The organism is Neisseria subflava (genome assembly GCF_024205745.1).
GTDB classification, from domain to species: Bacteria; Pseudomonadota; Gammaproteobacteria; order Burkholderiales; family Neisseriaceae; genus Neisseria; species Neisseria flavescens_B.
The window spans coordinates 683,042-708,685 of the sequence record NZ_CP073117.1 but is presented as its reverse complement, the minus strand read 5'-3'; the positions used below and the strand labels follow the sequence as shown (position 1 = coordinate 708,685).

The following is a 25,644-nucleotide window of genomic DNA, read 5'->3' as shown; positions in this document are numbered from 1 at the left end:
TTATCTAAAAAATTTTGACGCTGTACTAGATAAGTCCTAAATTCCACACTGCCGATGCAGTACTTTTAAGCTGTTTGGAAGGTGTGCTAAAGTTAAAATGGAACTTGAATTCTTTCAAAAACAACAGGAAAGATTTACGGTTGATTCCGTTGTGTTTGTTCGGCACGCACTATAAAACCTATTTTCAAATTACCTTTCCCCTTAATAATAATCCACACTCCAAAATCACATCCCCATCATGCCCGAACTTCCCGAAGTAGAAACCACCCTACGCGGTATCGCTCCGCATATCCTCAACCAAACCGTCTCCGCCGTAACCGTCCGTGAGCCCAAGCTGCGCTGGCAAATCCCGCCTGCGCTGCCTGAAACCCTGCGCGGGTTGGTGGTGCGTGAATGCCGCCGCCGTGCCAAATACCTGCTGATTCGTTTTGACACAGGCGTGCCGCTGGTTCATTTGGGTATGTCGGGCAGCAAGTAGTGGCCTGCATCAAACCGCATGCGTGCCTTTGGGCACACACCCTACAAATGAATCACAAAGAATTTGAAATTTATGCGTAGGGTGTGTGCGATACGCACGCACGCGGTCTTTTTAAAATGTTCTTTCCAATCAAACCAAAGGCCGTCTGAAAGTACTCTTTAACTTTCAGACGGCCTTTTTATATTCATATTTCTGTTTATTTTTCCAAACGCGCAATCAGTTCATCGGCCAAGTCCAGATAAGCCTGGGTGCCTTTGGCGTGGGCGTCGTAGGCGAGGGCGGGGAGGCCGTGGCTGGGGGCTTCGGCAAGGCGGATGTTGCGGGGGATGACGGTGTCGAAGAGCAGGTTGTCGAAGTGTTGTTTGAGCTGTTCGCTGACTTCGACGACGAGGCGGCTGCGGCTGTCGTACATGGTGCGGACGATGCCGGTTACGTCGAGGTCGGGGTTGATGGCTTGGCGGATTTTGCGGACGGTGGCCACTAAGTCGGAAATGCCTTCGAGGGCGTAGTATTCGCAAAGCATGGGGACGATGACGCCGTTGGCGGCGACCAGGCCGTTGAGGGTGAGCAGGGTCAGGGACGGAGGGCAGTCGATGAGGACGTAGTCGTAGTCGTCGGCAACGAGCTGCAGGGCGTTTTTGAGGCGGATTTCGCGTGCGATTTCTTGGACGAGTTCGACTTCTGCGCCGGCCAGTGTGCGGTTGGCGCCCAATACGTCGTAGCCGCCTTCTTTGCTGCGGACGACGGCGTCGGGGATGTCGGTTTCGCCGAGGACGACTTGGTAAACGCCGTTTTCGATGGTGGCTTTGTTGATGCCGCTGCCTGTGGTGGCGTTGCCTTGGGGGTCGAGGTCGACGACGAGGACGCGGCGGCCTTTGGAGGCCAGGGAGGCGGCGAGGTTGACGGTGGTGGTGGTTTTGCCGACTCCGCCTTTTTGGTTGGCGACGGCGAGGATTTGTGCGCTCATGTGCTTTGCTGTCGTGTTAAGTGTGGATGGCTGGATTGTACCGTTATTCGGTATGCTTGGGTTGTTTTCAGACGGCCTTTTTACGGATGATGACGATATGGCGTTCGGCATTGAGTTGGGGGACGTGCAATGCTTCGACTTTTTCGACGGCGACGCTTTCGGGCAGTTTGTCGATTTCTTCTTGCGGATATACGCCTTTCATGGCTGCCCAGTAGCCGCCGTCTTTGAGGAGGTGCTCGGTCCAGTTGACGAAGTCGGCGAGTTCGGCAAAGGCGCGGCTGGTGATGACGTCGGCGCGGCAGTCGGCAGCGGCTTCTACGCGGCCGCTGATGACGCGGACGTTTTTAAGGCCGAGTTCGATGACGGCTTGTTGCAGAAAGGCGGTTTTTTTGGTGTTGGCATCGAGGAGGGTAATGTCAAGGTCGGGACGGCAGATGGCGGTGGGTATGCCGGGCTGTCCGCCGCCGGAGCCTACGTCGAGCATGGTTTGTGCGTGTTCGATATAGGGCAGGAGGGTCAGGCTGTCGAGCAGATGATGGCTGACGGTTTGGGCGGGATCGCGCAGGGCGGTCAGGTTGTAGGTTTTGTTCCACTTTTGCAGCAGGGCGGCATAGTCTAGGAGTTTGGCCTGTTTGGCTTCGTCGATGTCCAAACCCAGTGCCTGTATGCCGTCGCGGAGCTGTTGCGCCTGATTCATTTGTTATTCCTTATTGGTTAAAACGCGTTGGATGTAATGGTAACGGAAAGCATGCCGTCTGAAAATGTTTGTGCCTGTTGAATCAACGTTTCATTTTGTGAAAGACGATGGGCTGCTCCGGCGCGCGCGTGAGCTGTTTAGGCAGGGTCAGCATGGCGATGATCCATACGGAGAGGGTGTAGTAGAACACGCCTTGCCCGCGCATACCGGCCAATGCGGCATTGCCTAAGATGGCTTCAAAAATCAAACCCGCCGCCGCCGAGGCACACGCTGCGACACCGGCAAGGAAGATGGCGTAACGCGAATGCCGGCGCATCATTTTTTTATACGCCAGCTTGGTCAGTCCGCCGGCAATCGGCAGGTTGAGGAAGGCAAACATGCCGCAGACAAACCATGCGACGGAATCCTGCCAGCCGCTTTGCCATGCCCACGCGCCGTCTTTGACCGTAACCAACAGACCTTGGCCGTCTGAAAAGGCGATTTGCACGATATTGTGCAATATCATCGCCAGCGGCAGGGTGAGGAACATCAGTGCGACCAATAGGGGGCGGTAGGGCTTTTCTTGAGTCAGGTACATGGCGGTTTGCCTTGGGGAAATAAGTTGAAATGATAGCAGATCGGCGGTTGATTCACGTTAGTTTGCCACCGAAATTGCTGACAAAAGCAGTCAATTAAAAAAGAAATGAAAAATTCTTTTTTCTTTGCAAACATTGGCAGATAAAGGGTAAGAAAACGTTTTCAGACGGCCTAATCTATTATTTTTATATGAACCGAACAGAAAATCTTTGCATTTCTCCGTAAAATCTACTAAATTCTTAATAACATATTATAAAGACCTGAAATCTGGAACCCAAACCGAAACTGCCTTCCGCCATTTACGCTCGGAAACTCAGCAGGCAAAAAGTTTCACACACAACAAAACCAAAAAATAATTCCTCTGAAATCAGTTGTTTATAATGATAGATAACCACAAGGCAAACCATGCCTGACTTTAGTAGGAGTAAAACCATGGCTGAAGCAACCGATGTCGTATTAGTAGGCGGCGGCATTATGAGCGCCACTTTGGGCGTATTGCTCAAAGAACTCGAACCATCTTGGGAAATCACCCTGATCGAACGCTTGGAAGATGTAGCGTTGGAATCATCAAATGCATGGAACAATGCCGGTACGGGACACTCTGCGCTGTGCGAATTGAACTATGCGCCCCTGACTGCCGACGGCACGATCGATCCGACCCGCGCCCTCAATATTGCCGAACAATTCCATATCAGCCGCCAATTTTGGGCGACTTTGGTCGAAGAAGGCAAACTGACCGACCGTTCTTTCATCAATTCCGTCCCCCATATGTCGCTGGTGATGAACGCCGACCATTGCAGTTATCTGCAAAAACGTTTCGACGTGTTCAAAAACCAAAAACTCTTTGAAAAAATGGAGTTTTCTACCGACCGCACCAAAATCGCCGAATGGGCGCCGCTGGTTGTCAACGGTCGTGATGAAAGCCAACCCATTGCCGCCAACTATTCCGCCGAAGGCACAGACGTCGATTTCGGCAGCCTGACCCGCCAGATGGTCAAATACTTGAGCGACAAAGGCGTAAAAATCAAATTCAACCGTCATGTCGACGACCTCAACCGCGAATCGGACGGAGCATGGGTGCTGAAAACCAGCAGCACCAAAGAGGATGACGACCCGTTGACACTCCGCACCCGTTTCGTCTTCCTCGGCGCAGGCGGCGGCGCACTGACCCTGCTGCAAAAATCCGGTATCCCCGAAGGCAAAGGCTACGGCGGCTTTCCGGTTTCCGGCCTCTTCTTCCGCAACAGCAATCCCGAAACGGCCGCGCAACACAACGCCAAAGTGTACGGCCAAGCCTCCGTCGGCGCGCCCCCTATGTCCGTTCCGCATTTGGATACCCGCAACGTGGACGGCCAACGCCATTTGATGTTCGGCCCGTATGCAGGCTTCCGCCCCAACTTCCTCAAACAAGGCTCGCTCATGGATTTGCCGATGTCCATCCAAATGGACAACCTCTATCCTATGCTCCGCGCCGGTTGGGACAATATGCCGCTGACCAAATACCTCTTGGGCGAATTGCGCAAAACCAAAGAAGAACGCTTCGCCTCGCTGCTCGACTACTATCCGGAAGCCAATCCTGACGATTGGGAACTGATTACCGCCGGTCAGCGTGTGCAAATCATCAAAAAAGACCCGAAAAAAGGCGGCGTACTCCAATTCGGTACCGAAATCGTCGCCCATGCCGACGGCTCGCTGGCCGCATTGCTGGGTGCGTCTCCTGGTGCATCGACAGCAGTTCCGCTGATGATCAAACTCGTCCACCAATGCTTCCCCGATCATGCCGAATCATGGTCAGGCCGTCTGAAAGAATTGGTGCCTGGCTACGGTATCAAGCTAAACGACAATCCATCTTTGGCGGACGAAATCATCAGCCACAACGCGTCCGTTTTGGGCATTCATCACTAAATGGAAGCAGACACAAAGGCGGGCATTCTTGCCCGCCTTTTTTCAAACCATTAAAATAGCGGCATTCAGGCCGTCTGAAATCTAATCTGCGGCAGCATGTTGCACGATTCAAACCCGAAAATCAGCCCCAATAGAAAAACGCCATGACCGATATTCTCAACAAAATCCTTGCCACCAAAGCAGAAGAAGTAGCCGCCCAAAAAGCCGCCGTTTCCTTGGAAGACATCAAAACCCAAGCGCAGGCTGCCGCGCCGGTTCGCAGCTTTATCGGCTTGATCCGTGAAAAACACGCGCAGAATCTGCCTGCCATTATTGCCGAAGTCAAAAAAGCCAGCCCGAGCAAAGGCCTGATCCGTCCTGATTTTAATCCTGCCGAAATCGCCGTTGCCTATGAAAAAGCGGGTGCGGCCTGTTTGTCCGTGTTGACGGATGAACCTTATTTCCAAGGCTCGCCCGAGTATTTGAAACAGGCGCGTGCGGCCGTGGCGCTGCCGGTCTTGCGTAAAGATTTCATCATCGACGAATACCAAATCTATCAGGCGCGCGCGTGGGGTGCGGATGCGGTTCTTCTGATTGCCGCCGCCTTGGAAGCAGAGCAGCTTGAGCGTTTTGAAGCCGTTGCCCATGAATTGGGCATGACTGTATTGTTGGAGTTGCACGATGCGTCCGAGCTGGAAAAATGCCGCAACATGACCACGCCGTTGTGGGGCGTCAACAACCGCAACCTGCGTACGTTTGAAGTGACCCTGCAACAAACCCTCGACCTCTTGCCTGAATTGAACGGCAAAACCGTTGTCACCGAAAGCGGCATCCGCAACAAAGAAGACGTCGATTTCATGCGCAGCCACGGCGTGCATACTTTCCTGATCGGCGAAACCTTTATGCGAGCCGACGATATCGAAGCCGAAGTCAAAAAACTGTTTTAAACCCTAAAAACATCAGGCTGTCTGAATTTTCAGACGGCCTGAATCGATTTGAAGGCAGACATAATGTTTACCGTACAACGCATTTACGCTTATCAGCCCAATACCGAGCAGACCGCCGTCTTTATCGACCGCCTCTATCCGCGCGGCGTCCGCAAAGAGGTTTTCGCCACCGCACTTTGGCTGAAAGACATTACGCCCAGTGCAAACCTGCGCCGCTGGTATCACGAAAATCCGACTCAAAATTTCGACGGTTTTGTTAGCCGTTATCATGAAGAGTTACATGGTGATACCGAGCAGGTCGCCATCAAGCAGCTGCTGGATTTGGAGCGGCAACATGGCAATATCCTGCTGCTGACCGCCGTCAAAGATCCCCGACATTCCCACGTCTCTGCGCTGGCTCAATTTTTGGGTGCAAGGTTTGAATATCGCGATTAAAAAATCAGTGTTTGAGCTGAATACAAAAAGGCCGTCTGAAATCAAGGTTTCAGACGGCCTGCTATTTTCAAATCAAGAAGGATAACGGTGTGCTACCAATTTTCCGTCTATGTATTCGCCGATATAGACTTGCGAGGCTTCAAGGTGGAGGCGGTCAAGTTCCTGTTGCAGCCATTCTTCATCACGCTTAATGATTTCGAGGATGTCGGGGTCAACTTGGCCGTCTGTAATCAGTGGATAGCGCAGGCTTTCGTCGCCGTACTTAATGACGGCGAGCTGGCCGTTTTGTTCCATCACGGCACGTTTGACGGCAGAGATTTCGTAGATGCCGGCGGCGCGGAGTTTGAACATGAGGTCGTGTGCGCTGATGCCGTTTTTCATGCATTCATCGGTTTGGATTTTGCCGTTGACGATAACCCAGACGGATTTGCCGTCAATTACGGATTTGACCCAGCGGTTGTGGTTTTTGATGAATTTCAGGCTCAAGACCAACAGCGTCCACAAAATCAGCACGAGGAAAAATTGCAACAGGCCGACGCTGTCGCTGTAAATCACGCCGCCGATGATGCCGCCGAGTACATAGTTTTGCACTTGGTCCATGGCGGAGGTCGGCGCGAGGTTACCTTTACCTAAGAGGTTGATTTGCAAAATCAAACCTAAAATACCCATCAGCAGTTTGAGGGCGAGCAGGGAGTATGCTTCCATGTGTGTGTATCCTGTTATTCTTTATCGATGAGTTCGATATTGTTGTTGACCAAATTGATGGGTGTCAGCGTGTAGGCGGAGAAGTCTTGATTGAAATGGACTTCGTAGTATTGGTTTTTGATGCCGATAATCATGCCGTTGAACAGGCGCGTGCTGTTGACGATGATATCTTGTTTTTCAACTTTTTGGTTTTCAATCAAGGCATTGAGAAAACCTACCATGCGCGAAGTATCGGCGGCAAAGTTTTGACGCTCGCTGTATGAAAGATATTGCGTGCCGCAGATGAGGATGAGCAACAACAGCGCAATAATGCTCAGGTCGCGGTATTTGGTGTCCATGCGGTGGCGCAGGTATTGCGATACGGCGAGCAGGAGGATGACGAGGGCGGCGAAAATCAGGATATATTTCAAGTAGTCATGGAAATACATATGATTTTCAAGATAAAAGTGAGAAAAGAATTTCATGGTATTTGATAAATTTGGGAAGGGTAATAAGGCCGTCTGAAACTTAAATTTCAGACGGCCTCGTCTATTAAACAAGGATGTTGCGTTAAGGTTTCGGATAAAGCACACATGGTGATTCCCGAAATAGTATCAGTTGATAAATCCGTCGTCTTTCATTTTCTTTTCGGAAAAATACTGGCTGATTACCAGTAAGCTGGCCAGAATGATAATGAAAAGACCTGCCATGGTCAGGGTGATTTTGAGAAACAAATCGGCATCGACGAAGGAAAACCACAGTTGCAAAATCAAGAGTAACACCCAGCTGACGAACAATCCGAGACAGGCATAGACGCCGAGTTTAAACACGTTCTTTTTCCAAAATGACGACGTAGGCTTCACGCACGAAAAACAGCAGCATGCGGCGCTGGTCTTTTTCCATGGTAACGACCTTCCAGCCTTGCGAAGCGTGGCTGTTGAGGAAATCGCTGAATTTGACCGGATTGATTTTGGCGCTGCCGAAAACCAAACTGGAAAGCAGGTTCTCTTGATAAATGACGGCTTTATATTCTTTCATTTTATTCCTTTAAAAATAAGGGGGCTTTAAAGCCCCCTGATTCTACTCCTTATTATTCAACTGCGGTAATACGGAGCCTTCGCCCAATGCCAACAAACCGCTTTGCGAGTAGATACCCAGTTTGGCGCGGGTGTCGGTAATGTCGAGGTTGCGCATGGTCAGTTGGCCGATGCGGTCGAGCGGTGTGAACGCTGCATCTTCGACTTTTTCCATGCTCAGGCGTTCGGGTTGGTAGGTCAGGTTGGGCGATTCGGTGTTCAGAATCGAGTAGTCGTTGCCGCGACGCAGTTCGAGGGTTACTTCGCCGGTGATGGCTTTGGCAACCCAGCGTTGGGCGGTTTCACGCAACATCAGGGCTTGGCTGTCAAACCAGCGGCCTTGGTAGAGCAAGCGGCCAAGGCGCAGGCCGTTGATGCGGTATTGTTCGATGGTGTCTTCGTTGTGGATACCGGTAACCAAACGCTCGTAGGCGATGTGGAACAATGCCATGCCCGGGGCTTCGTAGATGCCGCGTGATTTGGCTTCGATGATGCGGTTTTCGATTTGGTCGCTCATGCCCAAGCCGTGGCGGCCGCCGATGCGGTTGGCTTCGAGGAAGAGTTCGACAGGGTCGGCGTATTCTTTGCCGTTTAATGCAACCGGCACGCCTTCTTCAAAGCGCACGCTGACTTCTTCGGGTTTGACTTCGACGTTTTCGTCCCAGAAGGCAACGCCCATGATGGGCTTAACGATTTTGATGCCGCTGTTGAGGAATTCCAAGTCTTTGGCTTCGTGGGTGGCACCCAGCATATTGGAGTCGGTAGAGTAGGCTTTTTCAACCGACATTTTGTAGTTGAAGCCGTTGGCAATCAGAAATTCGCTCATTTCGTGGCGGCCGCCGAGTTCGTCGATAAATTGTTGGTCGAGCCAAGGTTTGTAGATTTTCAACGCCGGATTGGTCAAGAGGCCGTAGCGGTAGAAACGCTCGATGTCGTTGCCTTTGTAGGTACTGCCGTCGCCCCAGATATTCACATCGTCTTCTTTCATGGCGGAAACGAGCATGGTGCCGGTCACGGCGCGGCCCAAAGGCGTGGTGTTGAAGTAGGCGATGCCGCCGGTGGAAACGTGGAATGCGCCGCATTGGATGGCGGCGATGCCTTCGTGTGCCAGCTGCGCGCGGCAGTCGATCAGGCGGGCATTTTCTGCGCCGTATTCCATCGCTTTTTTAGGAATGGCGTTGTAATCGTCTTCGTCAGGTTGGCCGAGGTTGGCGGTGTAGGCGTAAGGCAGTGCGCCTTTGAGTTTCATCCACAGTAGTGCGGCAGAGGTATCAAGACCGCCGGAGAAGGCGATGCCGACTTTTTGGCCGATGGGGAGATTTTGTAAAATGGTATGGTTTTGGCTCATTGGGATTCCTCCAGACTTGAAAAGTTGAAACCATTATCTTATAAATGGAATACATTGTCAGCAATTAGGCCGTCTGAATGTTCGGGGGGCCGTATTAAAGAAACCTCATCATGAACGCTTTTAACCTCATCATCATCGGCGACGAAATCCTGCACGGCAGCCGTCAAGACAAGCATTTTGCCTTTTTTAAATCCCTGCTGGAATCGCATGGACTGAAGCTCAATCAGGTGCAATATCTGCCTGACGAACCCGATTTGCTGGTCAAGCAGCTGCGCCGCAGCTTTTCAGACGGCCTGCCGACTTTCGTGACCGGCGGTATCGGTTCTACGCCTGACGACCACACGCGCCAAGCCGCAGCGGCCGCTTTGGATTTGCCTGTCGTCCGCCATCCTGAAGCCGCTAAGTTTATCGAAGGCGTGACCCGGAAACGCGGTGAACCGCTTGATTCGCCGGAACACGCCCAACGCCTGAAGATGGCGGATTTTCCCGAAGGCGCGGAATTGGTGCCCAATCCGTTTAACAACATCGCCGGATTTTCCATCTGCGAGCATTATTTCTTTCCCGGTTTCCCCGTGATGGCGCACCCGATGGCCGAATGGGTATTGGAAACTTATTACGCCGACCGCTTTAACCAAACCGAACGCGGCAGCCGCAGCGTGTATGTGTTCAACCAACCCGAATCTCGCATTACGCCGATTATGGAACATCTTGAGCGTACCTACGCCGGTATCCGCTCGTACAGCCTGCCCACAGTGAGCCGTACCGATTCAGACGGCCGTTATACTCCGCCGCATATCGAGTTCGGCATCAAAGCGGAAGGCGAGGCCTGCCGATTGCTGGATGCGGCGTGGGAAGATGCGTTGCAGGGTTTGCAGGCGATTGGCGCGACTTTGAAAGAAACGGTGGAATAATGCACTTATCCCCAGCCCAATCCAGACGCGCACTGACTTTTACCTCTTTGCTGTTTTTACCGCCAACCCTCATCATCGGCATTTGGCTGGCTCAATATGGCGGCTTCGCTTTTGAGCCGCCTCTGATGCACGCCGTCCATACCCACGCGGGAACATGGTTTGACCCGATTGCCACCGTGTTGCACTATCTGGGCAAAACCGCGATTGCCGTGCCGCTGATCGGTGCGGTTGCCGCCGCCCTGTATTTTGCCGATAAGAAACGCGAAGCACTGTTTTGCGTGTTGGCGGCATTGGTGCCGACTTTGAACATGCTGATTGTGAAGGTATGGTTTGCCCGCGAACGCCCGCTGCTTTGGCCGCGCCTGATTGAAGAGAGCAATTTTTCCTTTCCCAGCGGCCACAGTACGTTTTCCGCCGCCATTGCCGTCATGCTGATATTGCTTTGCCGCCGCACGCGCTACCGCCGCGCCGCTTGGATAGGCGGTATTTCCTTTGCCCTGTTGACCGGGTTTTCACGCATTTATTTGGGCGTGCATTATCCCACCGACGTTTGGGCAGGCTGGACAAACGGCACGCTGACTGCCTTGCTGGTGTATATGCTCATCTTCAGGCCGTCTGAAAAATAGAAGAAATAAATCATGAATACACGTTCACCCAACACGCCTTATTGGCTCAGAAACGGCCATGCCGACACCCTGTTTGCCAAGCTGCTGCAAGGCAAGGCGCCCGACTACCGCCGCGAGCTTCTGCCCGACAGTACCGGCAAAACCCAAGTTGCCTACGATTTTGTCGACAGCGCCAATCCCGATGCGCCGCTGGTGGTTTTGTTCCACGGACTGGAAGGCAGCAGCGAAAGCCATTACGCGGTCGAGCTGATGAAAGCCGTACAGCAGCGCGGTTGGAACGGCGTAGTTGCCCATTTCCGCAGTTGCGGCGGCATAGAAAACACCGCGCCCGTGTTTTACCACCTCGGCGATACGCCCGAAATTGCCTTTATGCTCAACACGCTGGCACAACGCTATTCAACCATCTACGCCGTCGGCGTTTCTTTGGGGGGCAATGCTTTGGCTAAATATTTGGGCGAGCAGGGCAGCAATGCCGTTCCGCGCGCTTCTGCCGTCGTTTCTGCACCGGTTGATGCCGTGGCCGCCGGTACGCGTTTCGATCAGGGCATGACGCGACTGATTTACACGCGCTATTTTTTAAATTCGCTATTGCCGAAAGCCCAGGCGATTCCCCGGTTTCAGACGGCCTTAAGCCAGCAAAACTGCAAAACGCTTGGCGACTTTGACGACCGCTTTACCGCGCCGTTACACGGTTTTGCCGACCGCCACGATTACTACCGCCGCAATTCCTGCAAACCGTTTCTGAAAGGCGTGAATACGCCGTTGCTGCTGCTCAATGCCGTCAACGACCCTTTCCTGCCGCCGGAAGCCCTGCCGACCGGGCGGGATGTGTCCTCGGCCGTTACGCTGCTGCAACCGGTATACGGCGGTCATGTCGGCTTTGTCAGCCGCGATCAAGGCCGTCTGAATCTGCAATGGCTGCCGCAAACGGTGTTGGACTATTTCAAACAGTATCAGCCGTAAATAGAAAAGAGCATGTATGCGACATGCCCTTAGGGTGTAGAAAGGAAAAAGGCCGTCTGAAAACGAATTTCAGACGGCCTTTTGAATAGCTTGATTATTTGCTTTTGTCGGCTTTGGCTTCTTTTTTCAGAGAAGCGTACAACTCAGGGTCGCGGTTTTTCAGCAGGGAAGCAACGGCCAAGTCGTCACGGTTAACTTTAGCCAAATCTACGCGCTCAATGTGTACCAAACGCAGCAATTCGCGTACAGGTTTAGGCATATTGCGGCCTGATTCGTAACGGGAACCACCGGATTGAGTCACACCAATGCGACTCCAGAAGTCCATTTGGTTCAGGCCGAGTTTTTTACGGATATCGCGGATATTTTCAATTTTTTCGAACGATTTCATGAATCTTCCTTATGTGGTATTTGTTGCATGCCTCTAGGCATAAAAATGGGTCTGCAAGAATGCCGGCATCCCTTTCCTGTAGGCGTTTGGGGTGATATGTGGGCGTATTGCAAATGACTGATCTAGATAATTAGACAGTATATTCGAAAGAAGTTTTCCTCTGTCTGCCATAATTTGTGTAAATATTTCTTAATTCATTATTTCGGTAAATTTTCATTATATAAATCATCAAATTATGCGTTTATCTTAAATATGGCGTAAGCAAATTTTTACATAATTAAACAATTCAATTTGGGTAAAAACTTAATTTCGAGTTTTTATTCGGTTTTCTAGGTTGAGAATGCGAATAAATTTCAGGCCGTCTGAATCTATATTTTCAGACGGCCTGAAGGTTTTTTCAAGGTTAAGGCTTACCGCTGGCAGGGCTGATGGTAAGGATTTCGTAGCCGGTTTCGGTAACCAAAACTTCGTGTTCCCACTGGGCGGAGAGTGAGCGGTCTTTGGTGACCACTGTCCAACCGTCGTTCAGGATGCGCAGATGGCGTTTGCCTTGGTTGATCATCGGCTCGATGGTGAAAATCATGCCCGGTTTGAGGACGAGGCCCTGACCTTTGCGGCCGTAATGGACTACTTGCGGTGCTTCGTGGAAGCCGCGGCCGATGCCGTGTCCGCAGAATTCCTGTACTACGGAGTAGCCGGCATTTTCGGCAACCTGTTGGCAGGCATAGCCGACGTCGCCGAGGGTGGCGCCGGGTTTGACTGCTTCGATACCCGCCATCATGGAGGCGTGGGTCACGTCGATCAGGCGTTGGGCAATCGGGGAGACTTTGCCGACGGTAAACATGCGGCTGGAGTCGCCGTGGAAGCCGTCTTTTTTGATGGTCAGGTCGATGTTGACGATGTCGCCTTCTTTCAGCGGCTTGTCATCGGGAATGCCGTGGCAGATGACGTGGTTGACGGAGGTGCAGCAGGATTTCGGGTAGGGCGGGTTGCCGTAGTTGAGGGGGCCGGATAACCGCCTTGGACGTTGACGTGGTAGTCGTAAACGAGTTTGTCGATTTCGTTGGTGGTGACGCCGGGTTTGACGAATTGGCCGATGTAATCGAGGGCTTCGGCGACCAAGCGGCCGAGTTCGCGCATTTTTTCGATTTCTTCGGGGGTTTTGATGATGACTTTGTCCATGAGGTTTCCTTCTTGTTTCAGACGGCATGGGGGCCGTCTGAACGGGACGGGTGTGCCGTCTGTTTAAAACAGGTTGTCGAGATTGTCTTTATTGCGCGGCTTGGCTTGTGGTTTGGCCTCGGGCTCGGCTTTCGGAGTCGGTTTGGACTCGGGGGCTTTGGCTTTTTCCGGTTTGTTTTCTACTGCTTGTGCGGCAGGTTTATTGCTTGCGGTTTTGTTTTCTACCGGCTGGCTGTCTGCTTTCGGTTTGTTTGGAGCGGCAGAACTGCTGTTATCGGATTGTGTGTTTTCTGATTTGTCGGCTTCAGCGCGTTTGTTTTCTGTGCGTTTGCTGCGGTGTGCGGCAGGACGGTCGTTTTTTGCACCTTCTTCGGCGTTGTCGCTTTTTTCGGTTTGGGGAACAATCGGGTTGCCGGAGGCGGTTTTTGCGTCGCTGTCTTTGGCAGGCTGAACGGTTTCAGGTTCGACAGTGCCGTTGGGGCGCCAAACTTCAATGCGTGTGTCGGTTTGTTCGGCAGGGCTTTTTTCGGGTACGTCGGTTTTACCGGAGTTTAGGGTGCTGAATACGCCGGCAACAAGGGCTGCGACGGCGATAAAGCTGACAAGGAATAAAGCGCGGATTAGGTGTTTGGGCTTAAGTTGGAAAGGGGTTTTATTATTCTTGGACATGATGTGGCAGGTAATCGTTGGAGGAATGGCCGTCTGAATATTCAGACGGCCCCGGGTTGCCTGTGAATCAATTGGCAACGTAGTTTTGATAGAGGGTCACGACTTTTTGTACGCCGACGGTCGTGCTGACTTTTTGGGTCACGCGGGCTTGTTCGTCAGGCGTGAGAATACCCATCACATAGGTCACGTTGCCGTAAGTCACGATTTTGACGCGTGCTTGGGTGGCCGGGCTGAGGCCCAACAGGGAGGCGCGGACTTTGGATGTACCCCAGGTGTCGTTGGTCACGTCGCCGAGCGAACGCGCTTGTGAGGCAACGGTGATGTAGTTGTACACGCCTTCTGCGGCTTGTTCGGAACGGGCAATGCGTTCAACAAATTGTTTTTCGCCTTCGGTAGCCACTTGGCCGAGCAGGAGCAGGTGGCGGTTGTAACCGACAACGTTCAGTTTGGGCTTGTAGCCTTCGACTTGGTTGTTTTGGCGCAGGTAGGAGCGTGCGGTGGTTTCGACGCGCAGTGCCATAACGTTGTCGTCGGTTTGTGCGCCGGTGGTGCGGCGGTCGACGGCGGATTTGGTGCCGACGGCTGCACCGCCGATCAGTGCGCCGACACAGCCGCTCAGACTCAGGCTTAAGAGGGTCGCAGTCAGAACGGGGAGGGCGTAGCGTTTGATATTCTTCATATCCTTTTCCTTGGGTATGGACGGTTGGGTGTTCAGACGGCCTTTAAGGGATGGGCCGTCTGAAAAGAAAGGGTTACATGCCTTCAAGCAGGACGGAGTCGATGCAGTCGCACATGGCGTGAATCAGCAAAATATGGTTTTCCTGAATGCGGGCAGTGCGCGGATAAGGGACGTTGAGCAAAACGTCAGTATCTTTGAGCATGGCGGCGATTTTTCCGCCGTCGCGGCCGGTCATGGCGATGACGTGCATGTCACGCTCGTGTGCCGCTTTGATGGCTTCGATGACGTTGGCGGAGTTGCCGGAGGTGGAGATGCCGACCAATACGTCGCCGGCACGTCCGAGCGCGCGCACTTGTTTGCTGAATACATGGTCGAAACCGTAGTCGTTGCCGATGGCGGTCAGGGCGGAAGTGTCTGTTGTCAGCGCGACGGCGGCCAATTCCATGCGTTCTTTTTCAAAACGGCCGGTCATTTCTGCGGCGAAGTGTTGCGCGTCGGCAGCCGAACCGCCGTTGCCGCAGGCCAGGATTTTGCCGTCGTTCATCAGGCATTGCAGCATCAGCTCGGCAGCCTGTGCGGTCGGCTCGACCAGTACTTTTTCGGCTTCCTGCTTGGCGCGGATGCTCTCGGCAAAATGCGCGGAAACGCGTTCTTGTAATGTTGTCATGAGGTTAACCTGTAATATTTTGGATCCATTCGGGTTGGCCGTCGCCCTCAATCAGTACCGCATCCAGGCGGCAGGGCGCATGGTTCAACCCGTGCTTTTGCAGATAATACTCTACACTTCGTTGCAATTTCAATAATTTGGACGGCGGGATGCTGTATGCGGCACCACCGAAACCTCGGTTTTTGCGGTATTTTACTTCAACAAACACAATCGTACCGCCGTTTTTGACGATTAAATCGATTTCACCGTAGGCGCAATGCCAGTTCCGCGCCAGCAGCGAGCAGCCTTTGCCCAGCAGGAATGCCAGCGCCGCATCTTCAGCCGCCGCCCCCTGTTTGTGGTTTAAGCGCATGAAAAGTTTACCCGTTATATAATCATTGTTTTTAAAGAGACGCCGTTTCAGACGGCCTTGAATCTATGTACACAAAACACCTGCAAAAAGCCGTCGACAGCATCGAAAAACAGACATTATACGTTGTCGCCACACCCATCGGCAATTTAGCCGACATAACGCTGCGCGCGCTGGCCGTGCTGCAAAAGGCCGACATTATCTGCGCCGAGGACACCCGTGTTACCGCCCAGCTTTTGAGTGCGTACGGCATTCAGGGCAAACTCGTGAGCGTGCGCGAACACAACGAGCAGCAAATGGCCGATAAAATCATCGCCTATCTTTCAGACGGCCTGAGCGTCGCCCAAGTTTCGGATGCGGGCACACCTGCGGTTTGCGATCCCGGTGCGAAACTTGCCGCCCGCGTGCGCGAAGCCGGATTTAAAGTGGTGCCTGTGGTCGGCGCAAGCGCGGTCATGGGGGCGTTGAGCGTGGCAGGTGTGACGGAATCCGATTTTTACTTCAACGGTTTCCTGCCGCCTAAAGCCGGCGAACGTCAAAAGCTGTTGGCCAAATGGGCGGAAGCCGATTTTCCGATTGTGATGTTTGAAACGCCACACCGTATCGAAGCAAGCCTTGCGGATATGGCCGCGCAGTTCCCCGAACGCCGTTTGACTTTGGCACGCGAAATCACCAAAACGTTTGAAACCTTCCTCAGCGGCACGGTTGCCGAAATCCAAGCCGCCCTTAAAAACGACAGCAACCAAACGCGTGGAGAAATGGTGCTGGTGTTGCACCCTGCGGTGAAAGAGAAACACAGCGATTTGCCCGAGGCGGCGCAAAACACCATGAAAATCCTTGCGGCCGAGTTGCCGACCAAACAAGCTGCCGAGCTTGCCGCCAAGATTACCGGCGAGAATAAAAAGGCGCTGTATGATTTGGCTTTGGAATGGAAACGGATTTCAGACGACGCTTGAGGTCTTGCAGGCTTATTTTTCTCAACTTGTGGTGTGAACAATGCGACGATTTCCTACAGGCAAAAGGCTGGGTATTGTTCGTTATCCGTTTGCCGGTTCTACAGGCTGTACATAGGTAAAGTTCCGTTTGCCGCATTGCTCCCCCCCCCTTGTAATTTACAATGACACTGCATACAACTTGTATGTTCTTAAATCTTTCAATCTACGGGAGTGGACTTATGAAACAAAACATCATCGTTGCCTTATTCAACATCTCCAGCGAAGCTTATCAAGCCTTTTCTGAATTGAAAGCTTACTCGCAGACAACAGATGCTTTGGTGGCACAAGCCGTTTTGGTTAAAAAGGAAAATGACCTGATTATCCCAGCAGAAAGCACCGACTTTACCGCCAATACGGTCGAAGGCACATGGACGGGCGGCCTCATTGGTTCACTGGTCGGCATTCTCGGCGGTCCTATCGGTGTTCTGTTGGGTGGAGCTACTGGCGCACTCATCGGCAGTGATGCAGGTACTGCCCAAACATTGGAAGAGGGGGCGTTGCTGGAAAATACAGCCAAAAAACTGGATAACGGCAGTACTGCAATCATTATTTTGGCGCAAGAATCCGACGAAGCTGTATTGGATGCCTTCTTCCACCGTTTCAAAACCGTTATTCTCCGGCAAGATGCAGCCGTTGCCCAACAGGACGTATTGGCAGCAATAGAAGCGCAGGAAGAAGTGGCACGTCAGGCACACGAAGCTTGGAAAAAACAGCGCAAAGCCGAGCGCAAAGAGAAAGTGGAAGCCTTCAAGGCCGACATCAAACAAAAATTCGACAAATTGGCAGCCAAGTTGAAATAACACTGCCACCAACCCAAGGTATGTAACCGCTCAAATTTTCCGTTTCGGATGCATGCCAAACCGGTTTGAGGCTACCTGAAAATCTATTTTTCAGGTAGCCTCTCCCTTTTTCATGCCCCGAGACCTTTGCAAAGGTCTCGGCCTTTTTATAATTGGATTTTAGATCGATCCAATAGGTTCAATACGCTTCTAAGTTTGCGTTTCAGACGGCCTCGATGTTTGGCAAACCTGCTTCAACGCTGCCATGCGCCGCGCAAATATTCGATGCAGTCGGTCAGGGCGTAAAACGGGGCGTTGCCGTGATTGGCGTTGGGGTAGAGGGTAAAGCGGACATCTGCGCCGAGGTGGTGCAAAGTGCCGGCAAGGATTTTAGCTTGTGCGACCATGCCGCGGCTGGTTTGGTCGGGACGGTTGTTTCTGCCTTCATGCTCGCCTGCGCCGAGGCGGATGCCGATTCCTTGCGGCAAAGCGTCGGGCAGCCAATCAAGTACGCGGCGGTCTTGCCACCAGATAGACGGCGAAACCAGCAAATAATGGCGGAATCGTTCGGGACGGGTGAACAGGGAATAGAGGCCGTACAGTGCGCCGAACGAATGGCCGAAGACGGCTTGGTTTTGGGTATCGATGCGGTATTTGCTGTTGAGCAGGGCGGAGAGTTCGTCATCGATAAAGCGGCTGAAGCGGTCGGCTTGGCCGTATTGTTTGCGTTCGGATTCGGGCGCGTTGTCGGGCAGCGGTGGCGTGTAGTCGAGTGCGCGTTGGCTTAGGTCGCGGATGTTGCCACCAGTGTAGCCGATACCGACAATCAGACAGGCGGCATGGCTTTGGGTGATGGGGTTGATGAGCAGGGATTGCGCCATATTGAGGATGGCGGGGAAAAAGGCATCCCCGTCAAGGATATACAGCACGGGATAGCCGCCTGCCGGACGCTCGCCGAGTGTCGCGGCTTGAATGCGGTAGGTGCGGCCGGTGTGGGCGGAGGTAACGGAGGTTTCTTCGGCTTGCAGCAGGGTAGCGGTTTGCCAGTTGGGACGGATGGGCATGATGGGGTGCTTTAATCAATGGGTTGCTTAAGTAAAAGGAGAAAAGGCCGTCTGAACAATGGATTTCAGACGGCCTTATTGTACGGATTTCTGCCTTTTTAACAATACGCGCGATTAGCGTACGTCAACGTATGAGCTGCTGTGCAGTTCGCGCAGGAGGTTGGTGGTCGCCTGTTGTGCTTTTTGTTGGGACAGGTATTGGCGGACGGCGTTTTGTTGGCGCTCTTCAGGTGTACCTGCTTCGCGGACGTCGTTCAGCTTGATGATGTGCCAGCCGAATTGGGTGCGGACAGGGGCGCTGATTTGGCCGGGTTTGAGTTTGTGGACGGCTTCTTCAAATGGGGCAACCATCATGCCGTCGGCAAACCAGCCCAAATCACCGCCATTGCCGGCGCTGCTGTCTTGCGAGTATTGGCGTGCCAAACCGCCGAAATCTGCGCCGCTGCGGGCCTGTGAGTAGATTTTGCGGATGGTGCTTTCTGCGCCGACGGCGGCATTGTCGTTGTCGGCTTTAATGAGGATGTGTTGGGCATGGTATTGGCGCACAGGGTCTGCTTCAGGCAGGGTTACGCCTTGTTGTTTGGCCTGCTCGATGTAGCGTGCCACTTCGGAGTCGCTCACGCGGCTGTTTTGCATGATGGCTTGTTGGCGCACTTTTTCAACAATAATGCTGTCGGCGATGTCTTGACGGACGGCGGCAGACGGATTTTTGATGTTGGGGTTGTGCGCGATAACGGCTTCGATTTCGCTATCGGTTGCTTGGATATTACGGCGTTTGCCGGCTTGGAGGATCAGGGATTGGTTGATCATTTGTGCCAAAACCTGTTGGCGCAGCTCGTTGGCGTCCATTTGTGTGCCTTTAGGCATGGTTTGACGCGCTTGTGCCACGGCTTGTTCTACTTGACGGTGGGTAATGACTTCGTTGTCGACAACCGCGGCAATGCCGTCTGAAAGATGTACGCCGCTTTGTACGGCAGGCATGGTGGTTGCGCTGACGGCAGCTGCTTTGGCTGCACGCGCTTTGCTTGCTTTGGCTTTAGGGGCGGCGTGTGCGCCTACTGCGAGAGTGAGTGCGGCGACGAGAATCAGGGGTTTGAAGTTCATTGTTTGACTACCTCGTTGGTTTTGCTGTAACCGGGGATGGCTAAGCGGAGTTTTTCGAATGGGTTGTTGCTGATATTGCTCAAGTCTTTGAGTTGGAGGTTGAAGAATACGGCGTTTTTGTGGCTGTTTTCGCCGGTAACATAGCGTTGGCCGACCAAGCTTGCGCTCCAGCAGCCGCAGTTGCTTTTGTATTCTGCACCGATGAGCATTTCCAGCGGTTTTTTGGCTTCGATTTCGTAGTTGTAACGGGCAACGGCATACAGGTTTTTACTCAACGGCCATTGGGCGGCAAGGTCGATTTGGCTGAGCCTGTCGTAGAAATAGTCGCCGTTGGCTTGCAGATAAATGCGCTCGTTGCGTCCGTATTTGTAGCGCGCGCTTAAGACTTTGCCGGGTTCGGGGTTGTAGGTAATCCCTGCGGCGTAGCTTTCGGCACGGCTTAGGTTTTGGTTGTAGTGGATGTCCAAATCAATGCGGGTGCTCGGGGTAATGTTGCCGTGTGCAAAGGCTACCCAGTCGGATTGGCTGCGCGGATAATTGCTGACGTTGCCGTCAGGCAGGACGTTGTCTTTTTTGAAATAAAACTTCTGGCCGATACCTGCACGGAAGAGTTCTGCACCGGTGTTGGGGTTGAGGATACGGCTTTGTGTGGCCAGCGTCAGGCTGTTGGCCGAATTGATGCGGTCGTTGCCCGAATACAGATTTTCGCGGAACAGCTGCGAATAGGTAAAGCTGTTTTCGGAGCTGTCGAAATTAGGCAGGTCGTTTTGGGACTTGGTCGGAATGTAGTTGTAAAACAGGCGCGGTTCGAGCGTTTGCAGGTATTCTCCGCCGAATAGACGGGCCCTGCGCTCGAAAGTCAGGCCGCTGTCGACGTTGATGATCGGCAGGACGCGGCTGACATTGCGGCTGCTTTGGCCGTTGAAGCTGTTGAGGCTGTAATAAGTGGCGTGTACGCCGACTTTAGGCCGGATGTAGCCCCATTGGTTGTGGAAGTCCCATTTGACGCTCGGGTAGAGCACCACGCGGCTGCCGTCTTGCTTGGTATCGTGGTCAAAACGGGTAAATTGGCCGAACACGTTGAGTTGCGCTTTGCCGAGATGGCTTTGCCAACGGCCGGTCAGACGGGGCATGATGGCATAAGGTTCGTCTTTATAACCGTCTTGGTTGGCAAGCGTTTGATATTTTTGTACGCGCAACGAGCCGTCGAAGCTGCCGCCTAGCAGTTTGTCGCTGTAATTGAGCCATGCCTGACGGTCGAGGTTGACGTTGCGCGCGATGTCTTCGCGGCCGTAGAAGTCGCGGTAGTAATCGTCGTCGGAAACTTGGTTGTAGTTGATGCCGCCGCTGATTTTGCCGTTCAGCTGCTGCTGGTGTTTCCATTTGAACTGGTAGCGGTTGTTGTGGACGCTTTTTTGGTCGTTGGGCATCCAGTCGCCATCGACTTCGCCGCTGTAATTCGGTTTCAGATAACGGACTTGGCCGCCCAGTTGCACGCCGCGTTTGCTGATGATGCCCGGGCGGATGGTGGCATCCAAATTCGGCGCAAGGTTGAAGTAGTAGGGCAGGCTCAGCTCAAGGCCGTCTGAACCTGTGGCAATGGTCGGAACGAGCAGGCCGCTTTTGCGGTTGCCGTTGATGGGGAAGTCCGCCCAAGGCGTGTAGAGGACGGGTACGCCGCCGAATACGAGCGAAGCGTGTTTGGCCACGCCGATACCTGTCGATTCATCGGCTTCAATGCTTTGCGCTTGGATATACCAGCTGGCATCGCCGGGCGAACAGGTGTTGAATTTGGTATTGATGAGTTTGTAGAGGCCTTTGCCTTTGAGTTCGGCTTTTTCGCTGACACTTTGAAGGCGGCGGCCGCCTTGTTCGGTATTGAGGCGTACGGCAGTGCCGGAACCGGTTTGGTCTTTGAGGTTGTAAACCAATTGGTCGCCGGATACGGTCGAACCGTTTTGATACAGGGTAAAGCGGTCGCCGGCGGTAACGGTATCGGTGGCTTGGTCGTATTGCGCCCAATCGGCGTTGAGAACATCGGCATTGCGCTCGACAATGACATCGCCTTCGGCACGGACGCCGACTTGGGTCTGACCTTCTATTTTATCAGCGTTGACGCGGGTGTAATCGGCAGGCAGGGCAGGCTCGCCGCTACGTTTGATTTCGGCGGTTTCGGCCGGCTTGGCATCTTCGTGGTCGCAAAACAGGCAAGTACTGCCCAAAGAAAGCGGATCGGCTTCGCTTTGGCTGGTTTTTGCCGGTTTGGATGCAGCGGTGTGGGCAGGGGTATAGTCTTCTGCCTGCGGAACAGAAGCATCTTCCGCGCGCACGGCTGTTGCGCCAAAGCCCATAATTAAGGCGAGTACCAAGGGTTTGAGTGAAAATAAACGAGCCAAAATCGCCCCTTAAATCGGTTTGCCAGTTAGAATAGCGGTTATTGTAACCTGAAATTCTGCGATACCGCTATGCAACGACAAACCGAATTACAAAACTGGCTGGAGTCTGTTTACCCGAACCAGCCGTTCGAATTGAGCTTTGCGGCAGCCGATGCCGACTTCCGCCGTTATTTCCGCGCGACGTTTTCAGACGGCCAAACCGTCATCTGTATGGATGCGCCTCCTGAGAAGATGAGTGTTGCACCGTATTTGAAAGTGCAAAAATTGTTTAATATGGTCAATGTGCCGCAAGTGCTTCATGTGGATGAAGCATTGGGCTTTATGGTGTTGAACGATTTGGGCAATACCACATTCCTGACCGCCATGAATCAGGAAAACAGCGAAACCGCCCACAAAGCCCTGCTGCTCGAAGCCATCGACGAACTGATCGAACTGCAAAAGGCCAGCCAACCCGGCAAACTGCCGGAATACGACCGCGAAGTCATGCTGCGCGAGATTAACTTGTTCCCCGAATGGTTTGTGGCCAAAGAATTGGGCCGCGAGCTGACCTTCAAGCAACGCCAGTTGTGGCAGCAAACCGTTGATACACTGTTGCCGCCCTTATTGGAGCAACCTAAAGTTTATGTCCACCGCGACTTTATCGTCCGCAATCTAATGCTGGCAAAAGGCCGCCCGGGCGTGTTGGACTTCCAAGACGCGCTTTACGGCCCAATTTCTTATGATTTGGTGTCGCTGCTGCGCGATGCGTTTATCGAATGGGAAGAAGAATTTGTATTGGACTTGGTCATCCGTTACTGGGAAAAAGCACGCGCTGCCGAGCTGCCTGTGCCTGCCGAGTTTGACGAGTTCTACCGTTGGTTTGAATGGATGGGCGTACAACGCCATTTGAAAGTGGCCGGTATTTTTGCACGCCTGTACTACCGCGACGACAAAGACAAATACCGCCCGGAAATCCCGCGCTTCTTGAACTACTTGCGCCGCGTATCGCGCCGTTACAACGATTTGGCACCGCTCTATGCGTTGCTGGTCGAATTGGTCGGCGATGACGAATTGGAAACAGGCTATACCTTCTAAGCTTGGTTTTTAAGATTTGATTCCATTTTTCAGACGGCCTGATCAACAAAAGGCCGTCTGAAACCTTTACAGAACACATAAACATGACTTACATGATTTATCCCAAAACCTACGACGTGATTGTCGTCGGTGGCGGCCATGCCGGTACCGAAGCTGCACTTGCCGCCGCACGTATGGGTGCGCAAACCCTGCTGCTCTCACACAACATCGAAACCCTCGGCCAAATGTCGTGCAACCCTTCCATCGGCGGTATCGGCAAAGGCCACCTCGTGCGCGAACTCGACGCACTGGGCGGCGCGATGGCACTGGCCACCGACAAATCCGGTATCCAGTTCCGCCGCTTGAATGCCAGCAAAGGCGCGGCAGTACGAGCCACACGCGCGCAGGCCGACCGTATCCTATATAAAGCCGCCATCCGCGAGATGTTGGAAAACCAAGAAAACCTCGACCTTTTCCAACAAGCCGTCGAAGACGTCACGCTCGACGGAGAACGCATCAGCGGCGTGGTGACCGCAATGGGCGTGGAGTTTAAAGCACGCGCCGTCGTGTTGACCGCAGGCACGTTTTTGTCCGGCAAAATCCACATCGGTTTGGAAAACTACGAAGGTGGCCGCGCCGGCGATCCAGCCGCCAAATCCTTGGGCGGTCGTTTACGCGAATTGAACCTGCCTCAAGGCCGTCTGAAAACCGGCACGCCGCCGCGTATTGACGGACGCACGATTGACTTCTCCCAACTGACCGAACAGCCCGGCGACACACCCGTTCCCGTAATGTCTGTACGCGGCAACGCCGATATGCACCCACGCCAAGTGTCTTGCTGGATTACGCATACCAACACGCAAACCCACGACATCATCCGATCAGGCTTCGACCGCAGCCCGATGTTTACCGGCAAAATCGAAGGCGTGGGTCCGCGTTATTGTCCGTCTATCGAAGACAAAATCAACCGCTTCGCCGACAAAGACAGCCACCAGATTTTCCTCGAACCCGAAGGCCTGACTACGCACGAATACTACCCAAACGGTATCTCCACCAGCCTGCCGTTCGATATTCAAATCGCGCTTGTACGCAGCATGAAAGGCCTCGAAAACGCCCATATCCTGCGCCCCGGCTACGCCATCGAATACGACTACTTCGATCCGCGCAACCTCAAAGCCAGCCTCGAAACCAAAACCATCCAAGGCCTCTTCTTCGCCGGACAAATCAACGGCACCACCGGTTACGAAGAAGCCGCCGCGCAAGGCCTGCTCGCAGGCGCAAATGCCGTGCAATACATCCGCGAACAAGACCCGCTCCTGCTGCGCCGCGAACAAGCCTATCTCGGCGTATTGGTGGACGACCTCATCACCAAAGGCGTGAACGAACCTTACCGAATGTTCACCAGCCGCGCCGAATACCGCCTGCAACTCAGGGAAGACAACGCCGATATGCGCCTGACCGAGGACGGCTACAAAATCGGCTTGGTGGGTGAAGAACAATGGCGTATGTTCAACGAAAAACGCGAAGCCATCGAACGCGAAATCCAACGTTTGAAAACAACGTGGTACACGCCGCAAAAACTCGCCGAAGACGAACAAATCCGCGTGTTCGGGCAAAAACTCAGCCGGGAAGCCAACCTGCACGACCTCCTGCGCCGCCCGAACCTCGACTACGCCGCACTGATGACGCTCGAAGGCGCACAACCCGAGTGCAGGCTGCCTGAAAACGTGATTGAGCAAGTCGAAATCCAAGTCAAATACCAAGGCTATATCGACCGCCAAAACGAAGAAATCGACAGCCGCCGCGACATCGAAACCTTAAAGCTGCCCGACGACATCGATTACAGCAAAGTCAAAGGTTTATCCGCCGAAGTGCAGCAAAAGCTCAACCAGCACAAACCCGAAACCGTTGGACAGGCAAGCCGAATTTCCGGCGTAACCCCTGCGGCGGTGGCGTTGCTGATGGTGCATTTGAAACGCGGGTTTAAAGATGCGCAATAGAAATCAAAGTTGTCTAAACTTCTCGGAAGAAATTTATTTAAATATACAGTCTAAAAAGGAGACTATGCATGAAACTGTCGTCAACTGCCGTATTAACTGTTTTTTTATTGAGTTCCTGCACTCAACAAGTAAGTAGTAGTAGGAACAAAGAACATTCCCCAAATACCCAAACTGTAAAGAAAGAAACGATGATGGAACAGGTACGAAATCGCTGCCGCAGAATGTTGCATAAAGTGGAAAGTCGTGATGATTTGATTAAACAGATGTACGAAACAGCGTTTAAAGATGACTGTCTGTATGTGATGCATGCCGAAGAATTGAAAGAAATATGGAAAGTTCCAGTAATAGACAGCTACCCTGAGATGCCAAAGTATTTAGATATAGAGTCACCAATTGGAATGTATGTTGTTATCGAGCATACGTCTTATAAAACAAATATATACATATCAATGACAAAAAAATATCGAGAAAAAAAAGGAAGTATTTTTCCTGAGAATACCTTTCCTGCTTTTCTTCCTGTTCCTACAGAAGATGAAATGCCAGATTCCTATTATACGGACACAATCTTTGTGGATAGAAAAGAAAGTGATTCAATTAAAGAACGGTTTCATTATTATTGGAGAGAAAATGGTAGAGAGATGATTGCTACAAATTCAGGTACTGGTGCTATTTTAGCTCTTTCTTTTTATAGCAATCTTGAAATGAGTCCGATGAATTAAGGAGTTTT

27 protein-coding genes and 3 pseudogenes are annotated in these 25,644 nt (G+C 52.7%); 12 read left to right on the top strand and 18 right to left on the bottom strand.

Features of this window, described 5'->3' with window-relative positions; all coding sequences use genetic code 11:
• Positions 1-36: 36 nt before the first annotated feature.
• Positions 37-166: pseudogene (locus KCG55_RS03500) on the bottom strand (IS1595 family transposase); the annotation flags it as partial.
• A 72-nt stretch (positions 167-238) separates the two neighbouring features.
• Between KCG55_RS03500 and KCG55_RS03495 the strand changes: the two are divergent.
• Positions 239-472 (top strand): annotated as a pseudogene (locus KCG55_RS03495) (DNA-formamidopyrimidine glycosylase family protein); the annotation flags it as partial.
• Between the two features lie 202 nt (positions 473-674).
• Here the strand turns inward: KCG55_RS03495 and KCG55_RS03490 are convergent.
• The 3 genes from KCG55_RS03490 to KCG55_RS03480 form a co-directional block, all read right to left on the bottom strand.
• Complete coding sequence (locus tag KCG55_RS03490) at positions 675-1,445, bottom strand: ParA family protein (RefSeq protein ID WP_254323404.1); 771 nt, start codon at positions 1,443-1,445, stop codon at positions 675-677.
• Positions 1,446-1,512: 67 nt separating this feature from the next.
• Positions 1,513-2,142, bottom strand: a complete 630-nt coding sequence (rsmG, locus tag KCG55_RS03485; protein WP_036493627.1) for a 16S rRNA (guanine(527)-N(7))-methyltransferase RsmG — start codon at positions 2,140-2,142, stop codon at positions 1,513-1,515.
• Positions 2,143-2,224: 82 nt separating this feature from the next.
• Positions 2,225-2,719: a hypothetical protein gene (locus KCG55_RS03480; RefSeq protein WP_003749363.1), complete on the bottom strand. Its 495-nt coding sequence runs from the start codon at positions 2,717-2,719 to the stop codon at positions 2,225-2,227.
• A 431-nt stretch (positions 2,720-3,150) separates the two neighbouring features.
• Between KCG55_RS03480 and KCG55_RS03475 the strand changes: the two genes are divergently transcribed.
• From KCG55_RS03475 to KCG55_RS03465, 3 genes are all read left to right on the top strand, one after another.
• The gene (locus KCG55_RS03475; protein WP_254323403.1) at positions 3,151-4,623 is read left to right on the top strand and encodes a malate:quinone oxidoreductase; all 1,473 of its coding nucleotides are present in this window, start codon (positions 3,151-3,153) and stop codon (positions 4,621-4,623) included.
• A gap of 143 nt (positions 4,624-4,766) precedes the next feature.
• On the top strand, positions 4,767-5,549 hold the full coding sequence (gene trpC / locus KCG55_RS03470) for an indole-3-glycerol phosphate synthase TrpC (RefSeq protein WP_254323402.1): 783 nt from the start codon (positions 4,767-4,769) through the stop codon (positions 5,547-5,549).
• Between the two features lie 63 nt (positions 5,550-5,612).
• On the top strand, positions 5,613-5,984 hold the full coding sequence (locus KCG55_RS03465) for a DUF488 domain-containing protein (RefSeq protein WP_254323401.1): 372 nt from the start codon (positions 5,613-5,615) through the stop codon (positions 5,982-5,984).
• A 72-nt stretch (positions 5,985-6,056) separates the two neighbouring features.
• Here the strand turns inward: KCG55_RS03465 and KCG55_RS03460 are convergent, their stop codons facing one another.
• From KCG55_RS03460 to argG, 5 genes are all read right to left on the bottom strand, one after another.
• Positions 6,057-6,689, bottom strand: a complete 633-nt coding sequence (locus KCG55_RS03460; protein WP_250581037.1) for a DUF421 domain-containing protein — start codon at positions 6,687-6,689, stop codon at positions 6,057-6,059.
• A 14-nt stretch (positions 6,690-6,703) separates the two neighbouring features.
• Positions 6,704-7,153 carry a DUF3290 domain-containing protein gene (locus KCG55_RS03455; protein ID WP_049336847.1) on the bottom strand — a complete coding sequence of 150 codons (450 nt, stop codon included), beginning with the start codon at positions 7,151-7,153 and terminating at the stop codon, positions 6,704-6,706.
• Between the two features lie 129 nt (positions 7,154-7,282).
• On the bottom strand, positions 7,283-7,498 hold the full coding sequence (locus tag KCG55_RS03450) for a hypothetical protein (protein ID WP_049330864.1): 216 nt from the start codon (positions 7,496-7,498) through the stop codon (positions 7,283-7,285).
• Complete coding sequence (locus tag KCG55_RS03445) at positions 7,491-7,706, bottom strand: DUF4177 domain-containing protein (RefSeq protein ID WP_003749376.1); 216 nt, start codon at positions 7,704-7,706, stop codon at positions 7,491-7,493. The genes KCG55_RS03450 and KCG55_RS03445 overlap by 8 nt, the downstream gene beginning before the upstream one ends.
• Before the next feature lie 42 nt (positions 7,707-7,748).
• Positions 7,749-9,092 (bottom strand): argininosuccinate synthase, encoded by a 1,344-nt coding sequence (gene argG / locus KCG55_RS03440; RefSeq protein ID WP_049322465.1) that lies wholly within the window; start codon positions 9,090-9,092, stop codon positions 7,749-7,751.
• Positions 9,093-9,202: 110 nt separating this feature from the next.
• On the opposite strand from argG, the gene KCG55_RS03435 reads away from it, so the two are divergent.
• The 3 genes from KCG55_RS03435 to KCG55_RS03425 are packed head-to-tail and all read left to right on the top strand — an operon-like array spanning position 9,203 to position 11,592.
• Complete coding sequence (locus tag KCG55_RS03435; protein WP_254323400.1) at positions 9,203-10,003, top strand: competence/damage-inducible protein A; 801 nt, start codon at positions 9,203-9,205, stop codon at positions 10,001-10,003.
• Entirely contained in the window at positions 10,003-10,629 is a 627-nt protein-coding gene (locus tag KCG55_RS03430; protein WP_070838786.1) for a phosphatase PAP2 family protein, read from the top strand. The genes KCG55_RS03435 and KCG55_RS03430 overlap by 1 nt, the downstream gene beginning before the upstream one ends.
• A 12-nt stretch (positions 10,630-10,641) precedes the next feature.
• Positions 10,642-11,592 (top strand): YheT family hydrolase, encoded by a 951-nt coding sequence (locus KCG55_RS03425; protein WP_254323399.1) that lies wholly within the window; start codon positions 10,642-10,644, stop codon positions 11,590-11,592.
• A 94-nt stretch (positions 11,593-11,686) separates the two neighbouring features.
• On the opposite strand, the gene KCG55_RS03420 is transcribed toward KCG55_RS03425, so the two are convergent.
• The 6 genes and pseudogenes from KCG55_RS03420 to KCG55_RS03395 form a co-directional block, all read right to left on the bottom strand.
• A complete protein-coding gene (locus KCG55_RS03420; RefSeq protein WP_154954141.1) occupies positions 11,687-11,980 on the bottom strand; it encodes a helix-turn-helix domain-containing protein in 294 nt (97 codons plus the stop codon).
• 403 nt (positions 11,981-12,383) lie between these two features.
• Positions 12,384-13,162, bottom strand: a pseudogene (gene map, locus KCG55_RS03415) (type I methionyl aminopeptidase).
• A gap of 63 nt (positions 13,163-13,225) precedes the next feature.
• Positions 13,226-13,831 (bottom strand): hypothetical protein, encoded by a 606-nt coding sequence (locus KCG55_RS03410; RefSeq protein WP_254323398.1) that lies wholly within the window; start codon positions 13,829-13,831, stop codon positions 13,226-13,228.
• Between the two features lie 67 nt (positions 13,832-13,898).
• Complete coding sequence (locus tag KCG55_RS03405; RefSeq protein ID WP_049329280.1) at positions 13,899-14,510, bottom strand: BON domain-containing protein; 612 nt, start codon at positions 14,508-14,510, stop codon at positions 13,899-13,901.
• Between the two features lie 73 nt (positions 14,511-14,583).
• On the bottom strand, positions 14,584-15,177 hold the full coding sequence (locus KCG55_RS03400) for a phosphoheptose isomerase (RefSeq protein WP_003749391.1): 594 nt from the start codon (positions 15,175-15,177) through the stop codon (positions 14,584-14,586).
• 4 nt (positions 15,178-15,181) lie between these two features.
• Complete coding sequence (locus KCG55_RS03395; RefSeq protein ID WP_070829721.1) at positions 15,182-15,529, bottom strand: YraN family protein; 348 nt, start codon at positions 15,527-15,529, stop codon at positions 15,182-15,184.
• A gap of 65 nt (positions 15,530-15,594) precedes the next feature.
• On the opposite strand from KCG55_RS03395, the gene rsmI reads away from it, so the two are divergent.
• Complete coding sequence (gene rsmI, locus KCG55_RS03390) at positions 15,595-16,482, top strand: 16S rRNA (cytidine(1402)-2'-O)-methyltransferase (RefSeq protein ID WP_254323397.1); 888 nt, start codon at positions 15,595-15,597, stop codon at positions 16,480-16,482.
• Positions 16,483-16,700: 218 nt separating this feature from the next.
• Positions 16,701-17,321, top strand: coding sequence for a DUF1269 domain-containing protein (locus KCG55_RS03385; RefSeq protein ID WP_070590430.1), 621 nt, complete (start codon positions 16,701-16,703; stop codon positions 17,319-17,321).
• Positions 17,322-17,554: 233 nt separating this feature from the next.
• Here the strand turns inward: KCG55_RS03385 and KCG55_RS03380 are convergent, their stop codons facing one another.
• The 3 genes from KCG55_RS03380 to KCG55_RS03370 form a co-directional block, all read right to left on the bottom strand.
• Positions 17,555-18,364: an alpha/beta hydrolase gene (locus tag KCG55_RS03380; protein WP_254323396.1), complete on the bottom strand. Its 810-nt coding sequence runs from the start codon at positions 18,362-18,364 to the stop codon at positions 17,555-17,557.
• A gap of 114 nt (positions 18,365-18,478) precedes the next feature.
• Entirely contained in the window at positions 18,479-19,468 is a 990-nt protein-coding gene (locus KCG55_RS03375; protein ID WP_049336860.1) for a peptidylprolyl isomerase, read from the bottom strand.
• A complete protein-coding gene (locus KCG55_RS03370) occupies positions 19,465-21,864 on the bottom strand; it encodes an LPS-assembly protein LptD (protein ID WP_349306501.1) in 2,400 nt (799 codons plus the stop codon). The genes KCG55_RS03375 and KCG55_RS03370 overlap by 4 nt, the downstream gene beginning before the upstream one ends.
• A gap of 69 nt (positions 21,865-21,933) precedes the next feature.
• On the opposite strand from KCG55_RS03370, the gene amgK reads away from it, so the two are divergent.
• The 3 genes from amgK to KCG55_RS03355 all read left to right on the top strand — a co-directional run bounded on the left by amgK (position 21,934) and on the right by KCG55_RS03355 (position 25,636).
• Positions 21,934-22,938 carry an N-acetylmuramate/N-acetylglucosamine kinase AmgK gene (gene amgK / locus KCG55_RS03365; protein ID WP_254323395.1) on the top strand — a complete coding sequence of 335 codons (1,005 nt, stop codon included), beginning with the start codon at positions 21,934-21,936 and terminating at the stop codon, positions 22,936-22,938.
• Positions 22,939-23,021: 83 nt separating this feature from the next.
• Positions 23,022-24,917 carry a tRNA uridine-5-carboxymethylaminomethyl(34) synthesis enzyme MnmG gene (gene mnmG, locus KCG55_RS03360; RefSeq protein ID WP_254323394.1) on the top strand — a complete coding sequence of 632 codons (1,896 nt, stop codon included), beginning with the start codon at positions 23,022-23,024 and terminating at the stop codon, positions 24,915-24,917.
• 68 nt (positions 24,918-24,985) lie between these two features.
• Entirely contained in the window at positions 24,986-25,636 is a 651-nt protein-coding gene (locus tag KCG55_RS03355; RefSeq protein WP_254323393.1) for a hypothetical protein, read from the top strand.
• Positions 25,637-25,644: the final 8 nt, after the last annotated feature.

What these genes read in the sequence shown, in the direction of transcription:
- rsmG (WP_036493627.1), bottom strand. Translation starts at nt 2,142, where the DNA reads ATGAATCAGGCGCAACAGCTCCGCGACGGCATACAGGCACTGGGTTTG.
- KCG55_RS03430 (WP_070838786.1), top strand. Translation starts at nt 10,003, where the DNA reads ATGCACTTATCCCCAGCCCAATCCAGACGCGCACTGACTTTTACCTCT.
- KCG55_RS03465 (WP_254323401.1), top strand. Translation starts at nt 5,613, where the DNA reads ATGTTTACCGTACAACGCATTTACGCTTATCAGCCCAATACCGAGCAG.
- KCG55_RS03395 (WP_070829721.1), bottom strand. Translation starts at nt 15,529, where the DNA reads ATGCGCTTAAACCACAAACAGGGGGCGGCGGCTGAAGATGCGGCGCTG.
- KCG55_RS03445 (WP_003749376.1), bottom strand. Translation starts at nt 7,706, where the DNA reads ATGAAAGAATATAAAGCCGTCATTTATCAAGAGAACCTGCTTTCCAGT.
- KCG55_RS03455 (WP_049336847.1), bottom strand. Translation starts at nt 7,153, where the DNA reads ATGAAATTCTTTTCTCACTTTTATCTTGAAAATCATATGTATTTCCAT.
- KCG55_RS03355 (WP_254323393.1), top strand. Translation starts at nt 24,986, where the DNA reads ATGAAACTGTCGTCAACTGCCGTATTAACTGTTTTTTTATTGAGTTCC.
- KCG55_RS03400 (WP_003749391.1), bottom strand. Translation starts at nt 15,177, where the DNA reads ATGACAACATTACAAGAACGCGTTTCCGCGCATTTTGCCGAGAGCATC.
- KCG55_RS03385 (WP_070590430.1), top strand. Translation starts at nt 16,701, where the DNA reads ATGAAACAAAACATCATCGTTGCCTTATTCAACATCTCCAGCGAAGCT.
- KCG55_RS03410 (WP_254323398.1), bottom strand. Translation starts at nt 13,831, where the DNA reads ATGTCCAAGAATAATAAAACCCCTTTCCAACTTAAGCCCAAACACCTA.
- KCG55_RS03420 (WP_154954141.1), bottom strand. Translation starts at nt 11,980, where the DNA reads ATGAAATCGTTCGAAAAAATTGAAAATATCCGCGATATCCGTAAAAAA.
- amgK (WP_254323395.1), top strand. Translation starts at nt 21,934, where the DNA reads ATGCAACGACAAACCGAATTACAAAACTGGCTGGAGTCTGTTTACCCG.
- KCG55_RS03375 (WP_049336860.1), bottom strand. Translation starts at nt 19,468, where the DNA reads ATGAACTTCAAACCCCTGATTCTCGTCGCCGCACTCACTCTCGCAGTA.
- mnmG (WP_254323394.1), top strand. Translation starts at nt 23,022, where the DNA reads ATGACTTACATGATTTATCCCAAAACCTACGACGTGATTGTCGTCGGT.
- KCG55_RS03425 (WP_254323399.1), top strand. Translation starts at nt 10,642, where the DNA reads ATGAATACACGTTCACCCAACACGCCTTATTGGCTCAGAAACGGCCAT.
- KCG55_RS03405 (WP_049329280.1), bottom strand. Translation starts at nt 14,510, where the DNA reads ATGAAGAATATCAAACGCTACGCCCTCCCCGTTCTGACTGCGACCCTC.
- KCG55_RS03480 (WP_003749363.1), bottom strand. Translation starts at nt 2,719, where the DNA reads ATGTACCTGACTCAAGAAAAGCCCTACCGCCCCCTATTGGTCGCACTG.
- trpC (WP_254323402.1), top strand. Translation starts at nt 4,767, where the DNA reads ATGACCGATATTCTCAACAAAATCCTTGCCACCAAAGCAGAAGAAGTA.
- KCG55_RS03475 (WP_254323403.1), top strand. Translation starts at nt 3,151, where the DNA reads ATGGCTGAAGCAACCGATGTCGTATTAGTAGGCGGCGGCATTATGAGC.
- KCG55_RS03435 (WP_254323400.1), top strand. Translation starts at nt 9,203, where the DNA reads ATGAACGCTTTTAACCTCATCATCATCGGCGACGAAATCCTGCACGGC.
- KCG55_RS03460 (WP_250581037.1), bottom strand. Translation starts at nt 6,689, where the DNA reads ATGGAAGCATACTCCCTGCTCGCCCTCAAACTGCTGATGGGTATTTTA.
- rsmI (WP_254323397.1), top strand. Translation starts at nt 15,595, where the DNA reads ATGTACACAAAACACCTGCAAAAAGCCGTCGACAGCATCGAAAAACAG.
- KCG55_RS03380 (WP_254323396.1), bottom strand. Translation starts at nt 18,364, where the DNA reads ATGCCCATCCGTCCCAACTGGCAAACCGCTACCCTGCTGCAAGCCGAA.
- argG (WP_049322465.1), bottom strand. Translation starts at nt 9,092, where the DNA reads ATGAGCCAAAACCATACCATTTTACAAAATCTCCCCATCGGCCAAAAA.
- KCG55_RS03490 (WP_254323404.1), bottom strand. Translation starts at nt 1,445, where the DNA reads ATGAGCGCACAAATCCTCGCCGTCGCCAACCAAAAAGGCGGAGTCGGC.